The following is a 22,357-nucleotide window of genomic DNA, read 5'->3' as shown; positions in this document are numbered from 1 at the left end:
TTCTATGTCAGTTAAATTTAAATTCTTTATCCTTTTTCTTTTTCTTTCAAGTGCAACTTTCGCTCAATTTTATAAAAACAATGATTGGGAAAAAACGCCAACTTTTTATGAAATCGACGCAGAAGAAGAGGCCCTTGCGTCCGTTGCCATAAAGGAAAAGTATATGATACAATATTACCAACCGGTAATGGGTAATTCATATCGTCTTTTTGAAACCAAGCATAGTATCATACGAGTGAACTCAGAAAAGGGAGTCAATCGACATAATCGGGTTTACATTCCAATAAGAAGTGTTCGAAAAGTAATTGACATAAAGGCCCGCGTACTTACACAAGACGGCAAAATCAAAGTATTGAATAAAAAGAATATCAAAGAAGTTAAGAATGTAAAAGATCTCGGTAGCTTCAAAATATTTGCTATTGAAGGAGTCACCAAGAATTCACAACTGGAATTCATCTATACCTTGGAAAAGGAAATTACTGCCACGGGTAGTATCATCGTTCAAAAAGATTATAAAGTCAAGGAAGCTGAAGTAATTCTAAGAAAGCCCGCTTCCCTTACTTCTAAAATTAAATCTTATAACGACTTTCCAGAATTTGCAAGAAATGTTTTTCAAGGGAATAAGTATGCCTATACAGCAACCGCTAAAAATATTCCCGCAATGATAGATGAGGGCTCAGCTACACCCGAAGCCAATAGAATGAAGGTTTCATATGTTGTTCGCGGTAGCTTTGGAAGTGGAATGTGGCAAAACCTCAAAAATGGCATTAAACGGACCTACATTGATATAGAGCCTAGGAGGATGAAAAACCTGCTTGCAGATTTTTCAGCATACAATGATAAAAACAAAACGGAAAATTCCGAACCAATAAACGACATTGCCAACTACGTGCATAATACCTATAACATCATTAGAAGTCGGGCTCCCGAGTACGATGACATCAATACAATAATTAGTAAAAAACAAGCAACAGAACAGGGAATCGCTAAGGTTTTCACTGCTTTACTAAACCATTATGATATTGACTATGAAGTGGTTTTGACTTCAAATAGATTCCGTCATAAGTTTGATGAAACCTTCTATACAAATTTTAATTTACAGGAATTGCTACTCTATTTTCCAGCGAGTGATAAGTACATAAATCCGAGTAGTGTAAATTCCAGGTTGGACTACGCGCCTGACAAATACATATCTAATGTGGGTGTCTTTATTACTAATAATGATTATCAATTTAAAACCATTGGCACACCCGACGCAGAGCATACTAAAACCGTTCGAACCTATAATCTTTCCATTAATGAGGATATGGTGGGATTAGTAGAATGCAAACAAGAACTTACCGGTTATAAAGCCGATGTAGTTCGCGGAGCACATAAATATTTTTTAAAGGAGGATTATAATAAGTTCAAGGAAATTTTTGCCACATCGGGAATTGAAGATGCTGAGATAAGCCAATTTGATGTCGAAAACGAAAGACTCGATTTAATCACAGAGAATGTTCCTTTCGTAAACGATTGGACGTATACTGCCGAAAGTCTTGTTGATGAATTAGGTGATGATTTGATGTTCAATATTGGAAAGGTAATCGGCACACAGATGGAATTCTACCAAGAAGTAGAAAGAGTAAACCCGGTAGAGATACAATTTCCGAATTTGTATGACTATCATTTTGAAATTGACATTCCTGAAGGGTTTCAGCCAAGTGGTTTGGAAGCCTTTAAGATTGATGAAAAAGTAATGATAGAGGGTGAAGAAGCTTGTTCATTTATTTCTAATTACGAGGTACAAGATGACAAAATAATTATCAAGGCAAGTGAAACCTATAACCTACTTAAAATGGATATTGAGCACTATGAAGCGTATAAAAAAGTGGTAAACTCTGCATTTGATTTTAGTAAAAAAGGTATTCTCTTTGAAAAATTAGATACTTCCCGTTAAAACTTAAATTTTGAATAGGCATGTTCATCGATTTAACCGAATACAGCATTTAAGAGGAAGTAGAAAATAGAAGGACAAAGCAAACATCCCAAACCTGTGGAAAAGGTTGCCGTTAAAGCACCATAAGGCACAAGTTTTGGGTCAGTAGCCGCCAGACCGGCTGCAACACCACTTGTGGTTCCCATTAATCCACCAAAAACCACTGCCGAATGTGGATTATCCAAACCTATTTTCTTGGCAATAATCGGGGTGCCAATCGTTGTGACAATTACTTTAACCACTCCTGTAGCAATACTTATGGCAATTATATCAGAACTAGCACCCAAAGCCGACCCAGTAACTGGACCAACAATATATGTACAAGCCCCAGCTCCAATAGTGGTTAAACTAACTACATCGGTATAACCTAAAATTGACGCTAGTATTACACCTAGAAAAAAAGAAAAAATCACTCCTACGAACAATCCAACAGTTCCTGCTAAACCAGCTTGTTTGATTTTATTAAGGTCGGCGCCCATTGCCGTTGAGACCACTGTAAAATCTCGTAGCATCGACCCACCTAACAAAGCCATCCCAGAGAATAAAGATATGTCGGCGATGCCTTTTTTATCTCCAAAAAACGCTAGCATCAATCCTACTATAATGGCAATAGCAACTCCAGGAATCTTCTTTCGAAGTATGTTTTTCGAAACCCAATAGGAAGCCCACATGATTAGCCCAACCACTAAAAAGGCAAAAATCAACCCGTTTTTATCAACTAGTTTTTCGATGATTTCCATGGCCTAGTCGTTTTGTTTTTTTCTTCCAATTTTGGAAATCAATGGAACTAAGAAGAAACCAGTTATGGTTACAATTACCCCGACTATAATCGCTATAGGACCCTCAGAAATTGCCGCTTTTACGTTCTGCGTGGCTGACATAGCAACGACTACCGGAATGTACATTGAGCTCCAGAAAAGAATTCCTTTTTCCGTAGGCGGTTCCAGCAAACCTTTTCTTTTGAGATACATATTTCCCAAAATAAGCAACAACATTCCAAAACCAACTCCACCCACATCACCACTTATACCTATAGCAGCCCCTAATAGATTACCGATAAACTTTCCGGTAAGAAAGCAAAAAGCCAGAAGGGCTACTCCGTAAATTTTCATATTGGTTTAAATTAGTTGGCAAATAGTTTTTGAAGCTCTTTTTTGGTCACTTTACCCATTACATTTCTAGGCAAATCCTCTTGGAAAATATATTTTCTGGGCGTTTTATAACCTGGGAGTTTGTCCTTCAGCCAATCTTTAAGTTCATCCAAATCAATTTCATCCGAAGACAGGATTAGACTAGCACCGATAATCTCGCCCCATTCCTCATCAGGAATTCCAACAACGCCACATTCTTTTATTTGTGGGTGTTTGCGAAGCACTTCTTCAATCTCTAAGGCCGATATTTTATATCCTCCGGACTTAATAATATCCACAGAATTCCGCCCTAAAATTCGATAATTGCCATTTTCGAAGACCGCAATATCTCCGGTCTTGAACCAACCATCCTGTGTAAAGGTTTCGGCCGTAGCTTCTGGTTTCCCCCAATATTCCTTAAAAACGTTAGGACCTTTTACCTGAATTTCACCTTGACTCCCTACCTCAACCCTATTATTCTGCTCGTCGGCTATTCTAACCGTAACTTTATGAAGTGGCAGACCAATATACCCGGGCATCCGTTTATCACGATATGAATTACTAATTGCCATGCCCATTTCGGTCATCCCGTATCGTTCCAATAAAATATGTCCACTTATCTTTTGCCATTCTTCTAGTACCGATATTGGTAGTGCAGCAGAACCTGAAACCATTAATCGAAAGGGGTTTAAAGCTTCGGATATTTCATTCTTTCTAGCACTAGAAAGTTCGTTGTAAAAGGCTATTAATTTGTAATATATGGTAGGTACAGCCATAAAAACATTGACTTCTTTTCTGCAAAAAATCTCAAATATTTTATCTGCACTAAATTTGGGTAAGAACTCACAACAAGCCCCTGACCAAAGAGCGCAAGACATTACATTGATGATGCCATGTACATGATGTAGGGGCAAGACATTTAGAATATGGTCATCTTTCTGCCATTCCCATGAGGTGGTAAGTGCGGTGATTTGTGTTTCGATATTATCATGGGTGGTAACCACCCCTTTAGGATTTCCTGTAGTACCACTGGTGTATAAAATCATCGCTCGACGATTCATGGCTATATCTGGAAGACTTCCCTCGCTTTCAGAAAATGACTCTGATGATAAAAATCGAATTTCGGATTTACTCTTTAATGGAGATAGTAGTTCCTCGAAATCCGAAGAACAAATAATTGTAGATGCTGAAGTATCCTCAATAACATATTTTATGGAGGAATACGGATGTTTTACACATAAGGGAACGGCAATACCGCCAGCACGCCAAATTCCCCATTGGATAGTAGTATAGATGAAGCCTGGTTGGACTAGAAAGGCAATTCGCTGCTCCCTCAAATCATCGTTAGTATTTAATAATTCTAAGGCGATATTTTCAGAGGCATCTAATAATTCCTGATAAGAGTAGGAGTTCCCTTCGCTCTTTATAGCAATTCGTTGAAGATGGCTTTCAGCGTTTCGTATTAAGTTAATCATGGATTTTGGTTGCTATTCAAATATAGTATTAAGTATGGTTTTTTTTATTGGGAGGAAATCCTTATGATAATTATTCTGTATGGATTACAATTAAAGCATCACATGATTTTCGAAAAGCATCTAATTTATCTTTGTAGTTTGGGTCGGATGCTAAGTTGTTAATTTCCTTTGGGTCATCTTTTAGATAGTATAGTTCCTCAAAGGATTTGTTATTTACGTACCGGAAATATTTCCAATCTTTTGTTCTGATTCCTTCACTTGGGGGAATGTGTTCAAAATCCCAAAGGTGTTCTATTAATACGGTATCGCGTTCCGAAGAAATACCGCCGTTCTTTACAATAGGCATCAAGCTTTTTCCATGCCAATTAGTAGGTTTCTTTACATCTGCTAAATCCAAAATAGTTGCAGGAACATCAATATTCAAAGCCATTTCATCACTATCATAATGTTTCTTTTCTCGCGGGTCGTATACAATTAGAGGTACACGAACAGAGTTGTCGTAAAGTAACCATTTGCCAGCAAGTTGCCGTTCTCCTAAGAAGTATCCGTTATCTCCCATTAAAATGATGACCGTGTTTTTATCAAGTCCGTTTTTTTTGAGCTCAGTACGTATTTTTCCAATTTCATTGTCTATTCCAGAAATCATTCGATAATAGCCTTTTAAACTATGCTGGTATTTTTCAGGAGTATCATAGCGCCAGTACCAACGTGAGCGATTAAAACCTTCACGTACAAATTTTGGTTGTTGATTAAAAAATTCATCCTCGGCTAAATCTGGTTCGGGCATATCAACTTCTTGAAGTAACAAATCAGATTTCTTTTGCCAAAAATATTGCTCCTCGGCATTGTCATGGGCATGTGGCGCGCTAAAACTAAGGGAAAGGCAGAACGGTTTCCCTTTATCCACAGTATCGATATAGTCAAGTGCTTTTTGCCCTGTATATCTTGTTAAGTGAACCGAATCTTTCCCAAGGGTTTTGTAATAGTATCCCCTTCTATCTGGTAATTTACCATTACGGTCGTAGGATTCATAAGTGTCAAATTGCTTTTCAAGACTGTCGTATTTTACTCCATACTTGCCATAGAAAGCCGTTTGATATCCATTCTCTTTTAAAATAATTGGATACGAAGTTTGCATATACGAGGAACCTATTTTCCCTGAAGTGAAATCATATCCATGGGTTCGCTCATAAAGTCCGGTTAAGATACTCGCACGGCTCGCTGCGCATATCGGAGTAGTGACCATGGCATTTTTAAAGTAAGTTCCATTTTTGGCAAGCTCATCCATTTGAGGCGTATGAATCAAAGGATTTCCGGCGTATCCTAATGCATCAAATCTTTGGTCGTCCGTTAGAATAAAAATGATATTAGGCCTTTTCTGGGTATTAGCTTCGGATGGCTGTTCTTCTTTGGACTTACAACTCAACATTAGTAATAGCGTAATTCCCAAGCAAAAGAATATTATTTTATACATTGATTTGAAAATTCAAAATGGTACCTTTTACCTTAAATGTAACATTAAAATCGATGCGTATAAAACAATATACATACTTCCTGATATTTTCCATGTTTGTTATTGCAAGCTCTTTCGCACAGGAAAAAATACTTTATAAACAAGTTGATACAACTGATTTGGTGATGGAAGTCCACCGTCCGCCCAATATGGATTCTACAATAAATTATCCAGCAATGGTTTTCTTTTTTGGAGGTGGCTGGAAGGGTGGTACCATCAAACATTTTGAACATCATGCCCAATATTTTTCAAAAAGAGGAATCGTCTGTTTTTTGGTAGATTATAGGGTCGAAAGTAGACAAGGAACTACTCCCTTCGAATCATTAAAGGATGCCAAGTCGGCAATTCGTTTTGTTAGAGCGAATGCAGAGAAATTTCAAATAGACCCGGACAAATTAATTGCTTCAGGAGGTTCCGCTGGAGGGCACCTGGCGGCGGCTACGGCTTTGATTGATGATTACAATGAAGCCACAGACGATTTAAGCCAAAGTAGTATTCCAAATGCTTTAGTACTTTACAATCCTGTTATTGATAATGGCCCCGGCGGGTATGGGTATGAACGCGTTGGTGATAGTTATAAAGATTTTTCACCTTTACACAACATCAAAAAAGATGCTCCTCCAACCATTATATTCTTGGGAACAAAAGACAAACTGATTCCTGTAAAAACGATGGAATATTACAAAACCGTAATGGAAAAAGTGGGTAGTAGATGTGAATTACACCTTTATGAAAATGAGCCACACGGTTTTTTCAATTACGATAAATTAGAGAATTATAAAAAGACAGTTATCGAAACGGATAAATTTCTACAATCTTTGGGCTATTTGAGTGAAAATTCGGAAGTAGCGATTGAATAACTACAGGTTTTTCAGTCGAATATTCCGATATTCTACTTTCATAGGCGGCCCAACATGAACCTGCATTCCCAGTTTGCCAGACATTTTTCGGTTGACAGAATCATCATCTTGAACATCGCTCATTAAAATACCATTTACAAAATGACGCATGCGATTGCCTTCAACTATTAAATACAATTCGTTCCAATCTTCAAATTTGATTTTTGTTTTTAGGGAATCCGATTCTCCCAATTGCGAAACCACTTCCCTACTCTGCCAACAATTGTTTTTCACATTGGCCCTTAAAGAGCCGACCTCATCGGGATCGCCTTGAGACGAAATAATCACTTTTTCACCCCTATAGGCCAAAGTGGTTCGTTTTCTTTCCTCATAATTCTGTCCGGTATATCTTATTTTGCCATCGATATCAGCTTGATACCCGCGCAAAGCATATGGAATACTATCCAAAGTTTCACTGCGATAATTGATTCCACTATTACCAGCCTCGGAAATTCGGAATTCCAATTTCAATTCAAAATCAGCGGGCTCACCACCCTGCCAAATAAGGAAAGTGTTGCTTTTCAAGGGTGTTGTTGGAGTCACTTCGCCAACCAATGTACCATTTTCAACACGCCAATAATTCGTGTCGCCATGCCAACCTTCTAACGATTTACCATCAAAAATTTGTTTGAAAACATCTGAAGTATAGCCGGTATTATCTGATTTCTTGTCAAAATAGGTCTTGAGAGTTTTGACCAAAATCTGTTGATAATAGTCTTCCGCTTTTTTCTCCGCTTCGTCTAAAAAATAACTTATCTCATTATTATCTATTTTTGGATAACTTGTGCAATCTTTAAAAGTTCCCGTCATCACGTAATGCGGAAATCCGACCAACCCAGCAAATCGCCCGGCTTCGGCAGACCTCCGCACCAATTCACCGCCATAACAGGGATCGGCCTCTCGACCATCCCATCCCTCAATGCGGATGTATCCGATCACGAACAGGGATTGTGGATAACCAGCTCGTAAAGCCTTTAAGCGGTAGGGGTCACTCTCGACGTGACGTCCTGAATATCCATAAGCTCTAGCCAATTGGTAGTTGAGTCTTGGGTTTTCAGAATCTTTTTTTAATGCTTTCAAACAAGCCGAGATTGCCGCAGGTTTATCCATTGCTTCTTGAGTCACACCGTCAGAGACTCCCTCTGGATCACTCGGATGACCCGCTAGTTTATCGCATAATGTAACTTCTCGATTGTAATTAGCACGCTCGTAAGCTTTAATTTCTGAAAATGAAAGGGACTGACTTAATCCATAAAAACTACTTAAGCCAATGAAAATAAGGGTTATGATTCTGAAATTCATTTTCAAGTCCTTGTGATGTGAAAATACAAGGTACAAAAAAAGCTCGTGCTGAAAATCCGTAAGATTTACACAAATTGCCAATTTGAGCGATAACTCTGAACAAAGTCATAAGCTTTGATTTAAACAATGATTTAACTAGTGATTTATAGAAACCTAATTTTATCAATTTTCAATGCGCAATCGCGTGTTCAGCAACCCATTTTCATGCTGTGCAGTCGCCGAAGTATCAACTTTCATATAACTTTTATGAATCCATTTTTGTTTTTCTAAGTCTTCAGTTGAAAAGACGATATTTCCCTTTTCATTCTTAATGGTTCTAAATTTGGTGGCTTTGTTTAATATCTTGCTCGTCTTCTTGTCATTGGCTTTTACTGCTTCCATATACACTAGGACTTCCTTTTTGCTTTTCTCAGCTTCTGCCTCCTCGCCTTCTTTACTAATAGCTTCCACAATCACGGATTCTAATATTTTATCCCATAAATCGGCAAAAAGCTGTTTGTTGTTATAGACTTCGACACCATAAATCTCTCCGTTAATGGCATAGGCATAGCCGATAGCATCCGGTGTATCAATCAAGTCCTTTAATTTTTCATAAATAGAATCCCTGCTTTTTTTGAGTTCATCGCTCTCCAAAGCCAACTGCAAACTACTGTTCGATTCATTAGCTGCAACATCAACGTCATATCCCTTTCGTAGTGATAATTTTTCATTCAAATATTCTTTTTGTTCTGAAACTTTACTCCAGACCTTACCTTGATTATTTTCATGTTTAGCGGCTAGTTTCAAATCCCTAGAAGAAAGCATTTTTGTATTGGTGCTAAAAGCTACTACTTGCTCATCGGCGCGTTGTTGCCATCTGCCCTGTTCAACACAAAAACTTTCTAGTGGAATATCCTTTGTATTCGGCGGAATGATTACATCATAACTAATGGTTCGGTCTTGCTTCCCTCCTTTTACAATGTCTCCGGAATGTATGAATACATAATCAGAACTATTGTTATCAATCGCAAGTTCGTTTACGGAACCCGTTTCCTTAACCGTCACTTGCTTTCGCTCCATTGCCTCAGATAAGGTATTGTAGTTCTTACCGATTACCTTTTCTTTTCCTGTTAGGATAAAAAGACTCAGGTTTTCTACGGTTTTTGGGTCATTGATGGTGATACCATCTACAGCAAATACTTCTTGAGGAATATTTTGAGCTATTTCTGGTTTTACTTCTTCCTTACACCCCATTAAAACAAGGAAAAAGCTTAAAAGTACAGTAGTTTTCATTAGTGTTCTCATACTATTGTTTTACTCGAAAATAGCATCGGAACCATTTATGAATCAATCGATATTTAGGGAAGTGTCCTTTTCAATACGTGAAGTCGTTCTTTAACTTAGGTAAAGTATTATCTGTGCATTTTATCTAAAATCTCCATAACCTCGGTTTTTTTACGGACGGATACGGGTACATTTTCGCCGTTTTTGAGCATGAGATAGCCCCCATCTGTTTTGATGTAGGCACTGATGCATTGTAAATTGACTAAATGACTTTGATGGATTCGTAAAAAGTCATAACTCTGAAGCATATCAGCAAAATACTTTAAGGTCTTGGTAACGAATATTTTACGCTTGTCTTGAAGGTGAAAAATAGTATTGTTGCTGTCTGATTCGCATCGCACGATATCATCTAGGCTTACGATGATGATTTGGTCTAAAGTGTGTAGCGAAATCTTATCCGGTTTTTGCTCGGGTGCTGAAATGGTGTCTTTCAAAATCCGCAAACGCTCTTTATTAGGCTGTATTTGTTCTTTCGCACGATTGATTGCTAAACCTAAATCCTCTTGGGAATAGGGTTTCAACACATAGTCTATGGCCGCAAATTTGAAGGCGCGTATCGCAAACTCGTCACTCGCCGTTACAAAAATGATTTTTGATTTTAAATCTGGGAAAATCTCTAAAATATCAAATCCAGTCCCATCACCTAACATGATGTCTAGAAAAAGAATATCAGCTTGATTTTTTCGCAAAACCTTTGCAGCTTCTACAACACTTCGGGCAGTAGCAATAATCTCGATTTCTGGATGTTGGGTTTCAATATCCTTCCGCAACAAAGCTAGCGCGTCTGGCATGTCTTCTACAATAATTGCTGTAAGCATACTTTCTCTAATAATCAGTTAACAAAGGTATTTCAAAAGCTATCTCAGTTCCTTCAATAGTACCATCTTCTTTTTTGATTTCTTCAATTTGCAATGAATTTTTCCCAGAAATAGACTCCAACCTTTCCTTGGTCACCACTAGTGCCATCGATTGATGGTCAGTTTTGGTCTTTTCACTTTGCGATTTGAAAATACCCATCCCATTGTCTGAAATGGTACAATGCAAACGAGTTTCCGAGGTATGGAAACTAACCTGGAGTACCCCTTCTTTATCTCCCTTTAAAATACCATGCCTGATAGCATTCTCCACAAAGGGTTGTATCAACATTGGGGGAATCAAAATTTCTTCAGCACTCGGTTCTGTTTGCACTTCAATATCATATGTAAAAGCTTTCGTCGCCATTAACTTTTCCACTTCTATATATTGTCGTAAGGCTTTGATTTCTTGGTCCAAACTGATGGTTTCCTTTCGTGAATTTTGAAGTGTTTCCCGAAGTAAAACAGCAAAACTATTGATGGTTGTATTCATCTTTTCGGGTTTACTTTTTGCCATGGCTTTTATACCGTTTAAAACATTGAAGACAAAATGCGGATTCATCTGCAAACGCAGTGCTTTTTGCTCTAAACTCAATAAGTAATTTTGAGTTTCTAAACGCTCTTGCGCTGCTTTGTTTTTTGCCTTTATCTTTTTGATATAGAACAGACTTATTCCCAATAAAGCCAAAAAAATGAAGGTCAGAACTGCCCATTGAAACCAGTCTTTCTTGTACAGAGGACTATCGATAAAAAACCGAAACTGAATGGGACTACTTTCCACCCAACGATAATTTCTAGACTGTACCGAAAAGGTATGTGAACCAAAGGCTAGACCGGCAAAGTTTTGTTTGTTTTCCTTCACCCAAGGGCTCCATTTCGTATCATCTAATTTCGTCCGATATTCAATTTCCTTCGGATGGTCCAAATCCAAAGTTCTGAAGGAAAAGCCCAATTGAGTTTGCTCTGGAGTCAATTGCAATATTTTATCGCTATTCGTCCAATCTTTTAGATTGAGGGAATCGATATTTTTATAACGCTCCTCTACTCCTGTGAAATATACTTTTGGTTGTACGGCTATTTTTACATTTTCATTGGGTACATGTTGTGTCAACCCATAAATCGCGCCAAACCAAAGGTTGCCTTTATCATCTTTATCCACCGCGTTCAAACAGGTTTCTATACCTAAAAATCCATCGTTTCTTCCAAAATGATAGACATCAATGATTTCGTTGGCAGTATTTAATTCAATCTTATCTATGCCACGTTCGGTGCCTGCCCATAAGTAGCCTTGGTCGTCAAAAATTAGTTGGTAAATGTTATTCGAGGATAGCTTTTTTGCACCTTTCAATTGTTGAAAATTGCTAGGGTCACTACTATTAGCATACCAAATTCCTTTTCCGGAAGTACCCAAGAACATAGTATCATCATGAAAAAGTAGGGTTCCAATAGCAGTTTGTTCCTTTAGCTCAGTTTCAACGTAGTTAACTTTATCATCGGCGATAAAAGCTAAGTGTCCGTTTTTAGAGGAGAACCAAAATCTACCTTTTGCATCTTTCGCTAAATCATTTATCAGTAGGTCGGTGATACCATCTTGTCTTCCAAAAGTTTTTTGAATCATAAGACTGTCGGTATCTGAATCGTAGTTAAATTTTACAATACCACTGGCATAGGTAGCTGCCCAGATGGCATTGTCATCAACAACAATCTTACGAACCCAATCCGATAGAAATCCTTTGCTTTCATCTATGATATGATTCTTCGTTACTTCTTTTGAAATCGTATCAATTTTTATCTGGAGAGAACTGCTTACAGTATATACCAAACTATCCACCATTTTAGTTTCCCGAAATAGGATGCCTCTATCATCAGAACCTGCCCAAACATTGCCTTTTGCATCACTTGTAATCGTCTTGACTTTTACATCGAAAAAGGGATTTTCATTCGGAATCGGATGAATTCCAAGGGAATCTATCCTTGTCAGACCCGATTCTGAACTCGACAACCATACCCCATCCTTTGCGTTGTGAACTGCAAAAATTCGGTTTCCTTTTAAGCCTGTAGTTTTATCAAAATGCTTAAAATTATTCTGGAAATACTTATAAAATCCTCCGCCAGATGTCGCAATCCAAAGGTTGTCTCGGTCATCACTTCGAATTCTTCTCACATGATTTGTCGATAATCCATTTGAGATGTTCAAACGTTTTATCTCTGCGTACTTTTCCGTTTCTAAGACGGTAATACCATCGTTATCCGTGGCTATCCAGAGTTCATTTTTGTTGTGAATCGACATCGAATTGATACGTGGTGGTTCGGGTAATAAGAATGAATCAGCAGGGTTTTTACTATCCAAAACAAAAATACCATCATCAAAGGTTGCAGCGATAATCTTGCCCTTTTGTAAAAGAACAGCCGAGAAATTGTAAATTTCCAACTTAGTCATCTCAAGCGCGGAACTATTTAATTCGCTAAGTCTCCACAATCCGTTGTTGGTGGCTAGCCAATAGTAGTTTCCATCAAAAAGCATGGCATTGATTTCACTTGCATCTATTTCTGGATTAATGGAAATATTTTTTAGGTTTTCTTCCTTGGAAAAAGAATACACTCCCTTTTTCGTTGCTATAAAGATGCTTTTTTTAGAGGGATGAAATTGCAGTATTTGCGGAGCTTCAAAATTTACAAAGCTGTTCTTTACCTTTACAGAAAGTCCTTTTTTACTTCCAATAAAAAGGGAATCATTTGACGCATATAAAGCATGGATGTAGTTTGAAAGTAGGCCATCACTTTCATTCCAGACTTCGAATTTATCTCCGTCGAAATTGGCGAGTCCGCCACCTTGTGTTCCCAACCATAGATAGCCCATATCATCTTGTACAATATCGTAGACTTGAGAGTGCGGCAAACCATCTTCTATCGTATACGCCCGTAGCTGACTATTTTGTGCTACAGTTTGGTGCGCCATTGCAAAGCACAGACATAGAAATAGGTATTTTAAATACGGACTCAAATAGACGTTTTAGCTTATATTTTTAAGTGCTGAAGTGATTTAAACTTCACTTGACTAACGAATTTAGCACTATAATATTTGATACAAGTTTGGGTCTTCAACCCTTGGTTTTTGATATTCTCCTTTACCTCTATCTTGCAAAATAGGTGCCAATACGCAGAGTACTGTGGTTTTTCCTTTAATCATTAATTTTCTACCTCGAACTTCAGTCTTCCAACGATATTTTTCAATGGGAATATTCAGTTCAAAAAGCACTTCTGCCATTTCTTGAGATTCAGATACCCAATCCATTATGGCATCTTTATCCTTTAAAACTGGAATATCAGAAAAATTGTCAAATTTAAACTCCCAATTTACGGGGATATTGAACTTAAAACTATAGGCCTCCCCAAGAGAAGTTTCACGTCTTGTTTTTATGGCTGTAAACCAATCAATTTGCGTTTGGGGATAAGTCGATTTAAATTCTTTCGCTAGATGCGCAGGTCCTTTAGATTCAGCTGTAGGGTAAAATGTATAATAGGGTTTCGCTAAATAGTGTCCGGCAAATTTCCCGCCAAAGACATTGAAGAAAGTTGATGCATATACCTTTGGGGCTTTAGTTGTTGTAAATGTGTCTTTTAATTCTTGTAACAGGGCTTGGTTTTCGCCCAGACCGCAGGAATGAAAAATGATTTTTGTGTCATTTGTGATACCATTCTGCACGTCTTTAATCTGATTTTCTGCTCTAGTTTTTTGTAAGGTTTTTAGGGTAATACGTTCCCCGTTTCTTATGGTTTTTAGAGACATTCCAAGCCAAGCGTTGCTATGACTAACAATATGTATTTCATCAAAATGTATCCGGTTTTCTGCTTGGTGATTTATATAGGTAAGTATCTCATTCAAAGAAAACAAACTATCGATTACTTGTATTCCCTGGCCTTCAAAATACTGTTTGGCTTTAGTGTAGTAAGCATTCGTTCCTTCATCAAAACCCGCAATAAAAACAACGGATCCGTTAGTAGGCTTTTTTTCTAGAGGCAAAGCAAGTGCCGTTTCCGGACTTTGCGAAAACGGCTTCTTGCAGCCTATATTTACTAGTATAAATGATAGTAAAACAATGATTTGTTTCATTCTTCTTTTAATTATTCATTCGTATTAAAAGCGAGGTCTTTAGAAATAGTGGGTAAGGTTTCTTTTTGAACTAATTTATACCCATCCCAAGTGTAGAAACTAACCACTAGCTTTTTGCTGCCTTTAACTATTTCCTCATCTTTTACCTTATTAAAATCGGTAATCGTAGTTTCTAAAACTATGGTGCTTTTCAAACCTTCCATATCCGAAGGAAATACGAAAGACTCGCTTTTGGCATAGGTCGTATCAGCATAATCAATTAAGCTCGCAACATTTGTGAACTTGCCGTTATTCCAGAAAATATACATTTCACCTATGGAACTTCCGTGTTCAAGACTAGGGATTTGAAGCGTCAAAATATCTTCAACATTGAATAAACCTTTGTTTCCAATATTCTTGATTTCCATGGGAATAGCCTCATGTCCGTCAAAAACAATCTTGTCGATTTGCCGTCCATTTTTAAAAGCTCTTAACTGATGGTTTTTCTCCAAAACTCCTTCTTCGTTTACCCGTACGCTTTCAAGTCCGTATGCGAATTTAACGTCGTAATTGGCTTCGCTTCCAAAGGTTTTTTGGGCAATCATCCCCCCCCAAATCCATCCTTCAGCATCCCCTACTCGTGCACGATACCAGTTGCTTCTAATACCATTTAGTTCTTCATAATTGGCGCTCTTTTCCCATAAGGATAACTTTGAGCCAATATTTAAAACTGCCAATCTTTTAGATTTCAAAGAAGGTTTTTCGCGCAAATGGACTCGGTGAGCCAAAAGATACTCGTAGGATACATCTTCTATTGCAGTCGAATCGGAATTGGTTTCAAATTGTACATCGGGAGCTGTTTGAGCAAAAATATTTGCGGCCGCAAACAGACTTAAAATTAGGATACTTTTTTTCAAATTTTTCATAATACTAAATTTTAAAGGGTTAATAATCAATTAATAATTTGCTGTAATAGCGTCTTCATAATCAAAGTCATCATCATTCCAAACAATGCTTTGAAGCACATCGATGTCTTTGATTGTATATGTTTCAGTGTACTGTAATTCTGCCTTGAGAATCGCACCTTCCTGTCCGCATTCCTGACTTGGAAAAATGTAATGCATGTCTAATTGCGTCTCACCGCAATACTCGTTTTCTAGTTTGGGTAAGGCGATGAAATCATTTTCATCGGTCACCAAAAAGTAATAGGTATCTGTACTTGTGCAGCAGGCAGAATATTCCAATTCTACTTTTAAGATTTCACTAATATCCTCTAGATTAGGTTCTGAGAGTAAAGTGACGTGCACATCTTCTAATAACTCTAATGAGCCAATGTCCAATATGGCAATTGTCTCGCCGTTATCCTCTAATGCTACAAAATCAATTTGCGCAGCGCCTTCCTCTTCTTGACCAATACCGCGTTCATTGATTAAGGTGTACTTTTCCGTAGTCCGGAATTGTTGTGCATTTGTAACCGAAAGACCAAATGTGCAGGTTAAAAATGTAAGGGATAAAAGAATACTGTTTTTCATGATATTTGTTTTAATTATTTGATTTCTATACCTCTAAACTACAGCAGACTTAAGGGGTTATCGGGGGTGTTCTAGTATTCGTAGCACCTAAACTAGAATTCGTTGAGAATATCAAGACGCTGGATTAAACTTGGCTAATTTAAATGGCTACAAAAAGAAAAACCTGCAAGTTCTTTCGATACTTACAGGCCTTATTTCCCCAGACAGGGAATCAACAAACCAACCAAACACTGACTAAACTATTTTTTCAAGGTCAAAGTCATTTCCTTATTTAGCGTCATTTTCTTGACGGAAACCGTTGTAAATTCTTTTAGTATGGTTTCGTCTGAAATCCATTTTCCGTTTTCCTTTTTCTCAATGCTAATCAGCTTTCCTTTTGCATTAAATCGTACCCGAAGTCCTTCATATTTTTCTAAATATTTCATGACCAGTTTTGAGTATTTCAATTTGAATTCCATGGTAACTTTTCTTTTTTCCGTTTTGATTATGTTTTCATCAAAGACAATCGTATATGACGGTTTAAACTTTGTTCTTTCGTTCACTTCCGCCTCTGCACCTACCGCTGAATTGTTCACGTTTTTAGGCATAGGCAAAGGTTGTTTTACAGTTTTCAATCCGCCATCTTTGTTCACCACAGATTCATCTACCGCAACAAATGAGGTATAGTTCGTGGCCAAGCTGTACTTCAGTCCCAATGCGACAACACTATCTTTTATGTCTTCATAGAAGAGCTTTTTATAGTCGTCTAGTTCTGCTATTTTCTTTCTTGCCCATAAATAGCGTAGCGCTTTGTTGGCATTGCTTAAGTGCCCATCGGAAACCTTATATTCTTGCCTGAACTTTTTCTTGCCTTGATATCCTGTAACAATAATTTTACCCGATGCTTTACCATGATATTTGCCATGAACGACCACAGGTCTTGCCGCAAAAACATCTGGAATACTGCTTGGAGCAATGTCGTACATATCAAAACCTTGCGATTCAATTTTCACTTGTGTCAATAAAGGTGTCGCGATATATTCCTGAAACTTTTTTGCTACCTCTTGTGCCTCTGTCATCGAGGTCGAGATAAAAGATTCGCTGTTCGAAACTTTGGCCATGCCCTCAATCAGATACCGATTTACGCTAGACCCTATTCCAAAAGTGAATACGTTCGCTTGGTCAAGATTTCTCCTAATAAGTTCGAAAGCTTCCTTTTCAATGCTCACATAACCATCGGTAATTACTACCATAGACCTAGCACTACTCAAGTCTTTCCGCGGAAGTTTATAAGCCTCATGCAAGGCACTTAACAATTGGGTACCTCCGCCTCCTTGACCTTCGGAAAGAAAGCGGATTGCAGCTTCAATATTCTGCTCATTCGTTTCAACTGGTGTCGGACTAAAAACCGTAGAACTTGAAGCAAACAATTGCACATTAAAAGTGTCTGTCAATCGGAGATTGCAAAGTAGATTCCGCATCAGTTCTTTGGAAACATCTAAAGGATAACCATTCATAGAACCGGAAACATCTACAATAAAAAGGTATTCCCGAGCGGGGATGTCTTCTAAGACAAAACGCTTTGTAGGTTCCATTTGATAGGTGAAGAAATTTTCATCTTCGTGCTCGTATAAGAGTAGTCCTGATTGTATTTTATTTCCACGGAGGTTATAGTTCAAGATAAAATCTCTATTCGATGGATTTTCATTGCTCTTGGATAAATAGATTTCCGCAGTTTTGACATCCGGATACCTCACATTTACTTTATGGCTACTGCAATTGATGTTTTGAATAATCATTCCCGCATTGATGGCAACGGTCATATCAAAATCAAAAGTGTCGGAAATTCCCCTTGTGGTATACGGCATGTTGAAGCTTTCTGTGTTTTTTAAACTTTCGTCCGTAAATCGGGGTCCTACAACCGCCGGAGCCACAAATTGGTATTCCTCATTAACAGGCAGCAACATTTCGGTATAATAAATATCTATTGTAATCTCATCCTTCGGCATAATATTACCGACATTCATTTGAAATACATTAGGTCTGTCTTGGTCTAGTTTTGCTGCACGTTTCCCTTCGCTCAAAGCTGTCTTATACACTTTTTGAGCTTCTTCCCGCTCTAATATTTTGGCGTTCACGATGCGTTCACCAATCGTCATTTGCATTTTATGCACCGCTGCTTGCGTTGAAAGTGGAAATACATATTTGGCCTCGATGGCTTGGGTTCCCTTGTTTTGATACACCTGAGTAACACGGACATGAGCGATAGCTCCAGAAATCTGGACATCAGTTTTGGAAGCCTTTAACGGAATCGATGCATCTTTAGTGGATATCAATAAATATGGACTGTCAGTCTGTTGTGCTAAACCAATGTAAGTGCTACAGAAAAGTAAAATTGTACAAAGTAGTTTCATAATAATACATTTAGATTACTGTTATTTTTACCAAATGTAACCGTGAAAAGGAAGGCCTATTAGACCCGTTTTAGAATTCGTCGAGCATAAACTAGAATTCGTTGCGGATAGAGAGAATGGAATTAAATATTTGGAGGTGTATCGATATAAGTTAGCCAGAAGAGGAAGTAAAGTAAAAACAAAGGAGACAACGAAATGTTATTCAAAATGAAGGAAATTGAATACCTTGAAAAGATTACCGAGAAAACTTGTGAGATTACCGTATTTGGAAAAGGATTTATGGTAAAACAGTTGAAATCAATCTATCTGAGATAAAATTATAATTAAGAAGATAATCCTCCTCCCTGTAATCTCTTGCTAAATGGAAGTGGCAGATACCTCATCATCCTTTTTAGTAATCTTTGACATCCCTAATTCAGGAATCACCAATAAAGGCACTTGCGTATGAAACGCAACTCTTTTTATAACAGGTTCACGTGTCATACGTTCCATATAACTGTGCTGATAATTCAACATCGCCAGCAAATGAATGTCGAGTTCCTCGCTAAAAACCTCCAAGGTTTTTGAAACGGAATTCAGTTCTGAAACCGTATGCACATAATGCTCGACTTCTTTAAGATACTTAAGCAACATGTTTAGATTGAACTGCTGTAATTCAGTCAATGCCTCAATTTTGTATTGCACATGAACAATGCGTATTACCGCATCAAATGTTTTTGCCATTTCGATAAGTGGCTGCAATTCCGATGTCGTATAGAATCGATTAAAATCGGTCGCAAAAGCTATTTCTTTTGGTGTAGTGAATTCAAAATCCTGAGGAATGGCCGAAACTGGGCAGTCTTTTACACTTTTGATAATACGAACGGTGTTACTTCCCATAAAAACTTCTTCCATGCCAGAAGCACCTTTGGTTCCAGTTACAATTAAGTCAATACCTATTTCTTCAATTGTTTCCTTGATTTCATCCACAAGAAAGCTAAAAGAAGAGATGGTCTTAAAATTATGTTTTGAGTTTTTAGATGTTTTACCAATACGTTCTACCCAATTTTGAAGACCTCTTTTTGATTGAAGGTGAGCTCCATTTTCAATGGAACCACCATCAAGGGTTGCCGCCATAAAGCGACTACTTGCAATCGCCGGTGTGTATGTATTTAACAGGTGAAAAACGCATTCTTCGTTTTTGAAGAGTTCAAGTGCATATTTCGTAGCATTCCATGCGTTCTCTGAAAAATCCGTCGGTATGAGTATATTCTTCATCTACATTTTATTGTAATCTTTGAAGTAAAAGTAAATTGATAGTTTGCCGCGGACTATGACATTTGTTAGCTTTTATGAAGTAACGAAAATTCAAAATCCGTCTATCAAATCTTGGAGTTGTTTCTCGTTAGCAACTCCTATTTGTTTGCCAGAGGTTTTGATAAAGCCCTTTTTCTTGAATTCAGAAATTATTCGGATACAAGATTCCGTGGCTGTACCCACAACATTTGCATAATCTTCACGGGACAGGGTAAGTGTTAGAAACCCGTCTTCGGTTTCCCCATAGTTGTTTTTTAAATACAGGAAAGCCTCTGCCATACGTTGCTTTACCGTTTTTTGGGACATATTCACGATGACGTCATCAGCCTCTTTGAGGTCATGCGCCATATGCCGAAGTACCTCAACCGCAAAATTCGGATTTGTATTCAAGGTATTTGAAATGATTTCCTTTGGAATAAAACACACTTCCATATCATTAACGGCAACCGCACTAAGATTTGTAGATTCTTCAGCTATTACCGAACGTTGTCCGATTACCTCACCTTTACTTGCTAGTTTTACAATTTGGTCCTTACCATTTGCACTAAGTTTTGATAATTTTGAAACGCCATCTCGTACGCAAAAAATTCCATCGAGCTTCTCCCCTTCTTGAAAAAGAGCTTCCCCCTTTTTGATTGTCTTATACACTTTTGAATCGGAAACCTTTTTCAATTCCTCCTTGTTCATGGCCCGTAATGAGTTGAACTGTCGAACGATACAATTTTCACATCTGCTTTCCATGATTTTGCTTTTTATACCTGATGTTGTAAAGGTAGTCTGGCACAATTAATTAAAACCTGATAAATATCATGTTTTAAGAAATCATCTGTACTCAACTTTGTCAAAGGTATAAGCAAATGTAATTATGACGAGTAACCAATGTTACCATTGTGGTGATGACTGCGGAAAAAAAATCATCCTGTTCGATGAAAAAAATGTAAACTCCGTATTGGAATCTATGGATATTTTGATGCGCACGCCTACCCTAGTTGATGGGGCAGTGATGCCTGATGCTTGTCCGGCTGGACCTAAAGGAACTATTCCCGTTGGTGGAGTTGTTGCTGCTAAGAATGCCATTCACCCAGGTATGCATAGCGCTGATATCTGCTGCTCAGTGATGTTGACGGATTTTGGTTCAGCTGACCCAAAGGATGTCTTGAATGCCGCACATACCAGTACACATTTTGGTCCTGGTGGACGAGATAGAAATGCCCAGTATCGATTTCCTACGGAACTGTTAGAAGCATTTGAAAGAAATTATTTCCTTAGGGATAATCAAATGATTCAAATTGCGAGAACACATTTAGGAACACAAGGTGATGGAAACCATTTCTTGTTTGTTGGAATTTCAAAAGAAACCGGAAACGCCATGTTAATTACCCATCACGGTTCGCGTGGTCCTGGCGCTCGGTTGTACACCAAAGGGATGAAAATTGCTGAACGTTTCAGAAAAGAACTTTCTCCAGAAACCTTAAAGCAGAATGCGTGGATTCCCTTTGATACGGAAGAAGGTGAAAACTATTGGCATGCTTTGCAAATCATAAGAGCATGGACAAAGAAAAACCATGAAGTTATTCATGATGCTACTTTGGAAGCTTTGGGGGTCAAAATTGAAAACCGTTTTTGGAACGAACATAATTTTGTATTCCAAGATGATGATGTTTTTTATCACGCAAAAGGTGCTACACCTTTGGATGCCAAATTTATGCCTGATATTACGGGTCCAAGATTGATTCCGTTGAACATGGCCGAACCTGTATTAATAGTTGATGGAAGTACTACAGCAACAAACTTAGGTTTTGCGCCTCACGGTGCAGGTCGAAACATGAGTAGAACACAGCATAAGAAAAACAAAGCTGAGTTCACTAATGAAGAAGTATTCTTTGAAGAAACCAAAGGATTGGATGTGCGTTTCTTCTCGAATGAGATTGATGTTTCTGAATTGCCTAGTGCCTATAAAAATGCAGCTGCAGTTAGAGGCCAAATGGATGAATTTGGTTTAGGTACGGTTCAAGATGAAGTGATGCCTTACGGGTGTATCATGGCTGGGGATTGGATGAAGAATGCGCCTTGGAAGAAGAAGCCCAGAAATCGATAATATTTGGAAGTTATACATATAAAATCACATCTTTGTAAAACAAATGACACCGAGAAAGTTACATATCATGCAACAAATAGAGCTTTGGCTCTGCGATTTTCGCTCAGAATATAGTGAGCGAAACGGACGCTATGTGACTTTATCCAACAGTTGATTCTATGAAATAACTCGATTAAGCGATAAAATGAAAGCGTCCAATTACAATTGGACGCTTTTTTTGTGGAATTTTTTAAAGTTAAATGTGAAAAGAAGTAAACGAATAAAATAGCATAGTTGAAACAGAAAACAATTGGTAGACAGACAGTTGTAATAAATGTTCAAAATCCGCAATATGACGGACAGGGATTCTATTGTTCATATTTCAATGTAACTATCTGATTATCAATAAATTAAATTGATTTTTTCTTGTGTAATTTAAAAATCGTTTTCATCTTTGCACCGTCATAACTTATAAACCCATACAAATGGAAT

The 22,357-nt window shown here is 37.8% G+C and carries 17 protein-coding genes; 3 read left to right on the top strand and 14 right to left on the bottom strand.

Annotation, left to right across the window (positions count from 1 at the left end; translation table 11 throughout):
- Positions 1–4: 4 nt before the first annotated feature.
- On the top strand, positions 5–1,939 hold the full coding sequence (locus FEE95_RS09030; RefSeq protein ID WP_138657619.1) for a DUF3857 domain-containing protein: 1,935 nt from the start codon (positions 5–7) through the stop codon (positions 1,937–1,939).
- Between the two features lie 32 nt (positions 1,940–1,971).
- On the opposite strand, the gene madM is transcribed toward FEE95_RS09030, so the two are convergent.
- The 4 genes from madM to FEE95_RS09010 all read right to left on the bottom strand — a co-directional run bounded on the left by madM (position 1,972) and on the right by FEE95_RS09010 (position 6,057).
- Positions 1,972–2,718 (bottom strand): malonate transporter subunit MadM, encoded by a 747-nt coding sequence (gene madM / locus FEE95_RS09025; protein WP_138657618.1) that lies wholly within the window; start codon positions 2,716–2,718, stop codon positions 1,972–1,974.
- Between the two features lie 3 nt (positions 2,719–2,721).
- On the bottom strand, positions 2,722–3,090 hold the full coding sequence (madL, locus tag FEE95_RS09020) for a malonate transporter subunit MadL (RefSeq protein WP_138657617.1): 369 nt from the start codon (positions 3,088–3,090) through the stop codon (positions 2,722–2,724).
- Between the two features lie 11 nt (positions 3,091–3,101).
- Positions 3,102–4,583 carry an acyl-CoA synthetase gene (locus FEE95_RS09015; protein WP_138657616.1) on the bottom strand — a complete coding sequence of 494 codons (1,482 nt, stop codon included), beginning with the start codon at positions 4,581–4,583 and terminating at the stop codon, positions 3,102–3,104.
- A 70-nt stretch (positions 4,584–4,653) separates the two neighbouring features.
- The gene (locus FEE95_RS09010) at positions 4,654–6,057 is read right to left on the bottom strand and encodes a sulfatase family protein (protein ID WP_138657615.1); all 1,404 of its coding nucleotides are present in this window, start codon (positions 6,055–6,057) and stop codon (positions 4,654–4,656) included.
- Between the two features lie 53 nt (positions 6,058–6,110).
- On the opposite strand from FEE95_RS09010, the gene FEE95_RS09005 reads away from it, so the two are divergent.
- A complete protein-coding gene (locus FEE95_RS09005) occupies positions 6,111–6,956 on the top strand; it encodes an alpha/beta hydrolase (protein WP_171037017.1) in 846 nt (281 codons plus the stop codon).
- On the opposite strand, the gene FEE95_RS22315 is transcribed toward FEE95_RS09005, so the two are convergent.
- The 10 genes from FEE95_RS22315 to FEE95_RS08955 all read right to left on the bottom strand — a co-directional run bounded on the left by FEE95_RS22315 (position 6,957) and on the right by FEE95_RS08955 (position 20,529).
- Positions 6,957–8,297, bottom strand: a complete 1,341-nt coding sequence (locus tag FEE95_RS22315; protein WP_238474542.1) for a 3-keto-disaccharide hydrolase — start codon at positions 8,295–8,297, stop codon at positions 6,957–6,959.
- A gap of 162 nt (positions 8,298–8,459) precedes the next feature.
- Entirely contained in the window at positions 8,460–9,581 is a 1,122-nt protein-coding gene (locus FEE95_RS08995; RefSeq protein WP_138657614.1) for an ARPP-1 family domain-containing protein, read from the bottom strand.
- 107 nt (positions 9,582–9,688) lie between these two features.
- On the bottom strand, positions 9,689–10,438 hold the full coding sequence (locus tag FEE95_RS08990) for a LytR/AlgR family response regulator transcription factor (protein ID WP_138657613.1): 750 nt from the start codon (positions 10,436–10,438) through the stop codon (positions 9,689–9,691).
- 7 nt (positions 10,439–10,445) lie between these two features.
- Positions 10,446–13,478 carry a ligand-binding sensor domain-containing protein gene (locus FEE95_RS08985; protein WP_138657612.1) on the bottom strand — a complete coding sequence of 1,011 codons (3,033 nt, stop codon included), beginning with the start codon at positions 13,476–13,478 and terminating at the stop codon, positions 10,446–10,448.
- Positions 13,479–13,547: 69 nt separating this feature from the next.
- Positions 13,548–14,588 (bottom strand): hypothetical protein, encoded by a 1,041-nt coding sequence (locus FEE95_RS08980; RefSeq protein WP_138657611.1) that lies wholly within the window; start codon positions 14,586–14,588, stop codon positions 13,548–13,550.
- 11 nt (positions 14,589–14,599) lie between these two features.
- Positions 14,600–15,493: an SH3 domain-containing protein gene (locus FEE95_RS08975; RefSeq protein ID WP_138657610.1), complete on the bottom strand. Its 894-nt coding sequence runs from the start codon at positions 15,491–15,493 to the stop codon at positions 14,600–14,602.
- A gap of 30 nt (positions 15,494–15,523) precedes the next feature.
- Positions 15,524–16,099: a hypothetical protein gene (locus FEE95_RS08970; RefSeq protein ID WP_138657609.1), complete on the bottom strand. Its 576-nt coding sequence runs from the start codon at positions 16,097–16,099 to the stop codon at positions 15,524–15,526.
- Positions 16,100–16,338: 239 nt separating this feature from the next.
- The gene (locus FEE95_RS08965) at positions 16,339–18,492 is read right to left on the bottom strand and encodes a VIT and vWA domain-containing protein (protein WP_138657608.1); all 2,154 of its coding nucleotides are present in this window, start codon (positions 18,490–18,492) and stop codon (positions 16,339–16,341) included.
- 357 nt (positions 18,493–18,849) lie between these two features.
- Positions 18,850–19,749, bottom strand: coding sequence for a universal stress protein (locus FEE95_RS08960; protein ID WP_138657607.1), 900 nt, complete (start codon positions 19,747–19,749; stop codon positions 18,850–18,852).
- A 90-nt stretch (positions 19,750–19,839) separates the two neighbouring features.
- The gene (locus FEE95_RS08955; protein ID WP_138657606.1) at positions 19,840–20,529 is read right to left on the bottom strand and encodes a Crp/Fnr family transcriptional regulator; all 690 of its coding nucleotides are present in this window, start codon (positions 20,527–20,529) and stop codon (positions 19,840–19,842) included.
- Positions 20,530–20,653: 124 nt separating this feature from the next.
- Here FEE95_RS08955 and FEE95_RS08950 point away from each other — a divergent pair, with 124 nt between their 5' ends.
- On the top strand, positions 20,654–21,886 hold the full coding sequence (locus tag FEE95_RS08950) for an RtcB family protein (protein WP_138657605.1): 1,233 nt from the start codon (positions 20,654–20,656) through the stop codon (positions 21,884–21,886).
- The last annotated feature ends 471 nt before the right edge of the window (positions 21,887–22,357 follow it).

The organism is Maribacter algarum (ex Zhang et al. 2020), from assembly GCF_005885635.1.
In the GTDB taxonomy this organism is placed as follows: domain Bacteria; phylum Bacteroidota; class Bacteroidia; order Flavobacteriales; family Flavobacteriaceae; genus Maribacter_C; species Maribacter_C algarum.
Note: the sequence above shows the minus strand (reverse complement) of the source record. Positions and strands in the feature narration are given on the sequence as shown.

What these genes read in the sequence shown, in the direction of transcription:
- madM (WP_138657618.1), bottom strand. Translation starts at nt 2,718, where the DNA reads ATGGAAATCATCGAAAAACTAGTTGATAAAAACGGGTTGATTTTTGCC.
- FEE95_RS22315 (WP_238474542.1), bottom strand. Translation starts at nt 8,297, where the DNA reads ATGAATTTCAGAATCATAACCCTTATTTTCATTGGCTTAAGTAGTTTT.
- FEE95_RS08955 (WP_138657606.1), bottom strand. Translation starts at nt 20,529, where the DNA reads ATGGAAAGCAGATGTGAAAATTGTATCGTTCGACAGTTCAACTCATTA.
- FEE95_RS08970 (WP_138657609.1), bottom strand. Translation starts at nt 16,099, where the DNA reads ATGAAAAACAGTATTCTTTTATCCCTTACATTTTTAACCTGCACATTT.
- FEE95_RS08990 (WP_138657613.1), bottom strand. Translation starts at nt 10,438, where the DNA reads ATGCTTACAGCAATTATTGTAGAAGACATGCCAGACGCGCTAGCTTTG.
- FEE95_RS08995 (WP_138657614.1), bottom strand. Translation starts at nt 9,581, where the DNA reads ATGAGAACACTAATGAAAACTACTGTACTTTTAAGCTTTTTCCTTGTT.
- FEE95_RS09030 (WP_138657619.1), top strand. Translation starts at nt 5, where the DNA reads ATGTCAGTTAAATTTAAATTCTTTATCCTTTTTCTTTTTCTTTCAAGT.
- madL (WP_138657617.1), bottom strand. Translation starts at nt 3,090, where the DNA reads ATGAAAATTTACGGAGTAGCCCTTCTGGCTTTTTGCTTTCTTACCGGA.
- FEE95_RS09015 (WP_138657616.1), bottom strand. Translation starts at nt 4,583, where the DNA reads ATGATTAACTTAATACGAAACGCTGAAAGCCATCTTCAACGAATTGCT.
- FEE95_RS08950 (WP_138657605.1), top strand. Translation starts at nt 20,654, where the DNA reads ATGACGAGTAACCAATGTTACCATTGTGGTGATGACTGCGGAAAAAAA.
- FEE95_RS08965 (WP_138657608.1), bottom strand. Translation starts at nt 18,492, where the DNA reads ATGAAACTACTTTGTACAATTTTACTTTTCTGTAGCACTTACATTGGT.
- FEE95_RS09010 (WP_138657615.1), bottom strand. Translation starts at nt 6,057, where the DNA reads ATGTATAAAATAATATTCTTTTGCTTGGGAATTACGCTATTACTAATG.
- FEE95_RS08960 (WP_138657607.1), bottom strand. Translation starts at nt 19,749, where the DNA reads ATGAAGAATATACTCATACCGACGGATTTTTCAGAGAACGCATGGAAT.
- FEE95_RS08980 (WP_138657611.1), bottom strand. Translation starts at nt 14,588, where the DNA reads ATGAAACAAATCATTGTTTTACTATCATTTATACTAGTAAATATAGGC.
- FEE95_RS09005 (WP_171037017.1), top strand. Translation starts at nt 6,111, where the DNA reads ATGCGTATAAAACAATATACATACTTCCTGATATTTTCCATGTTTGTT.
- FEE95_RS08975 (WP_138657610.1), bottom strand. Translation starts at nt 15,493, where the DNA reads ATGAAAAATTTGAAAAAAAGTATCCTAATTTTAAGTCTGTTTGCGGCC.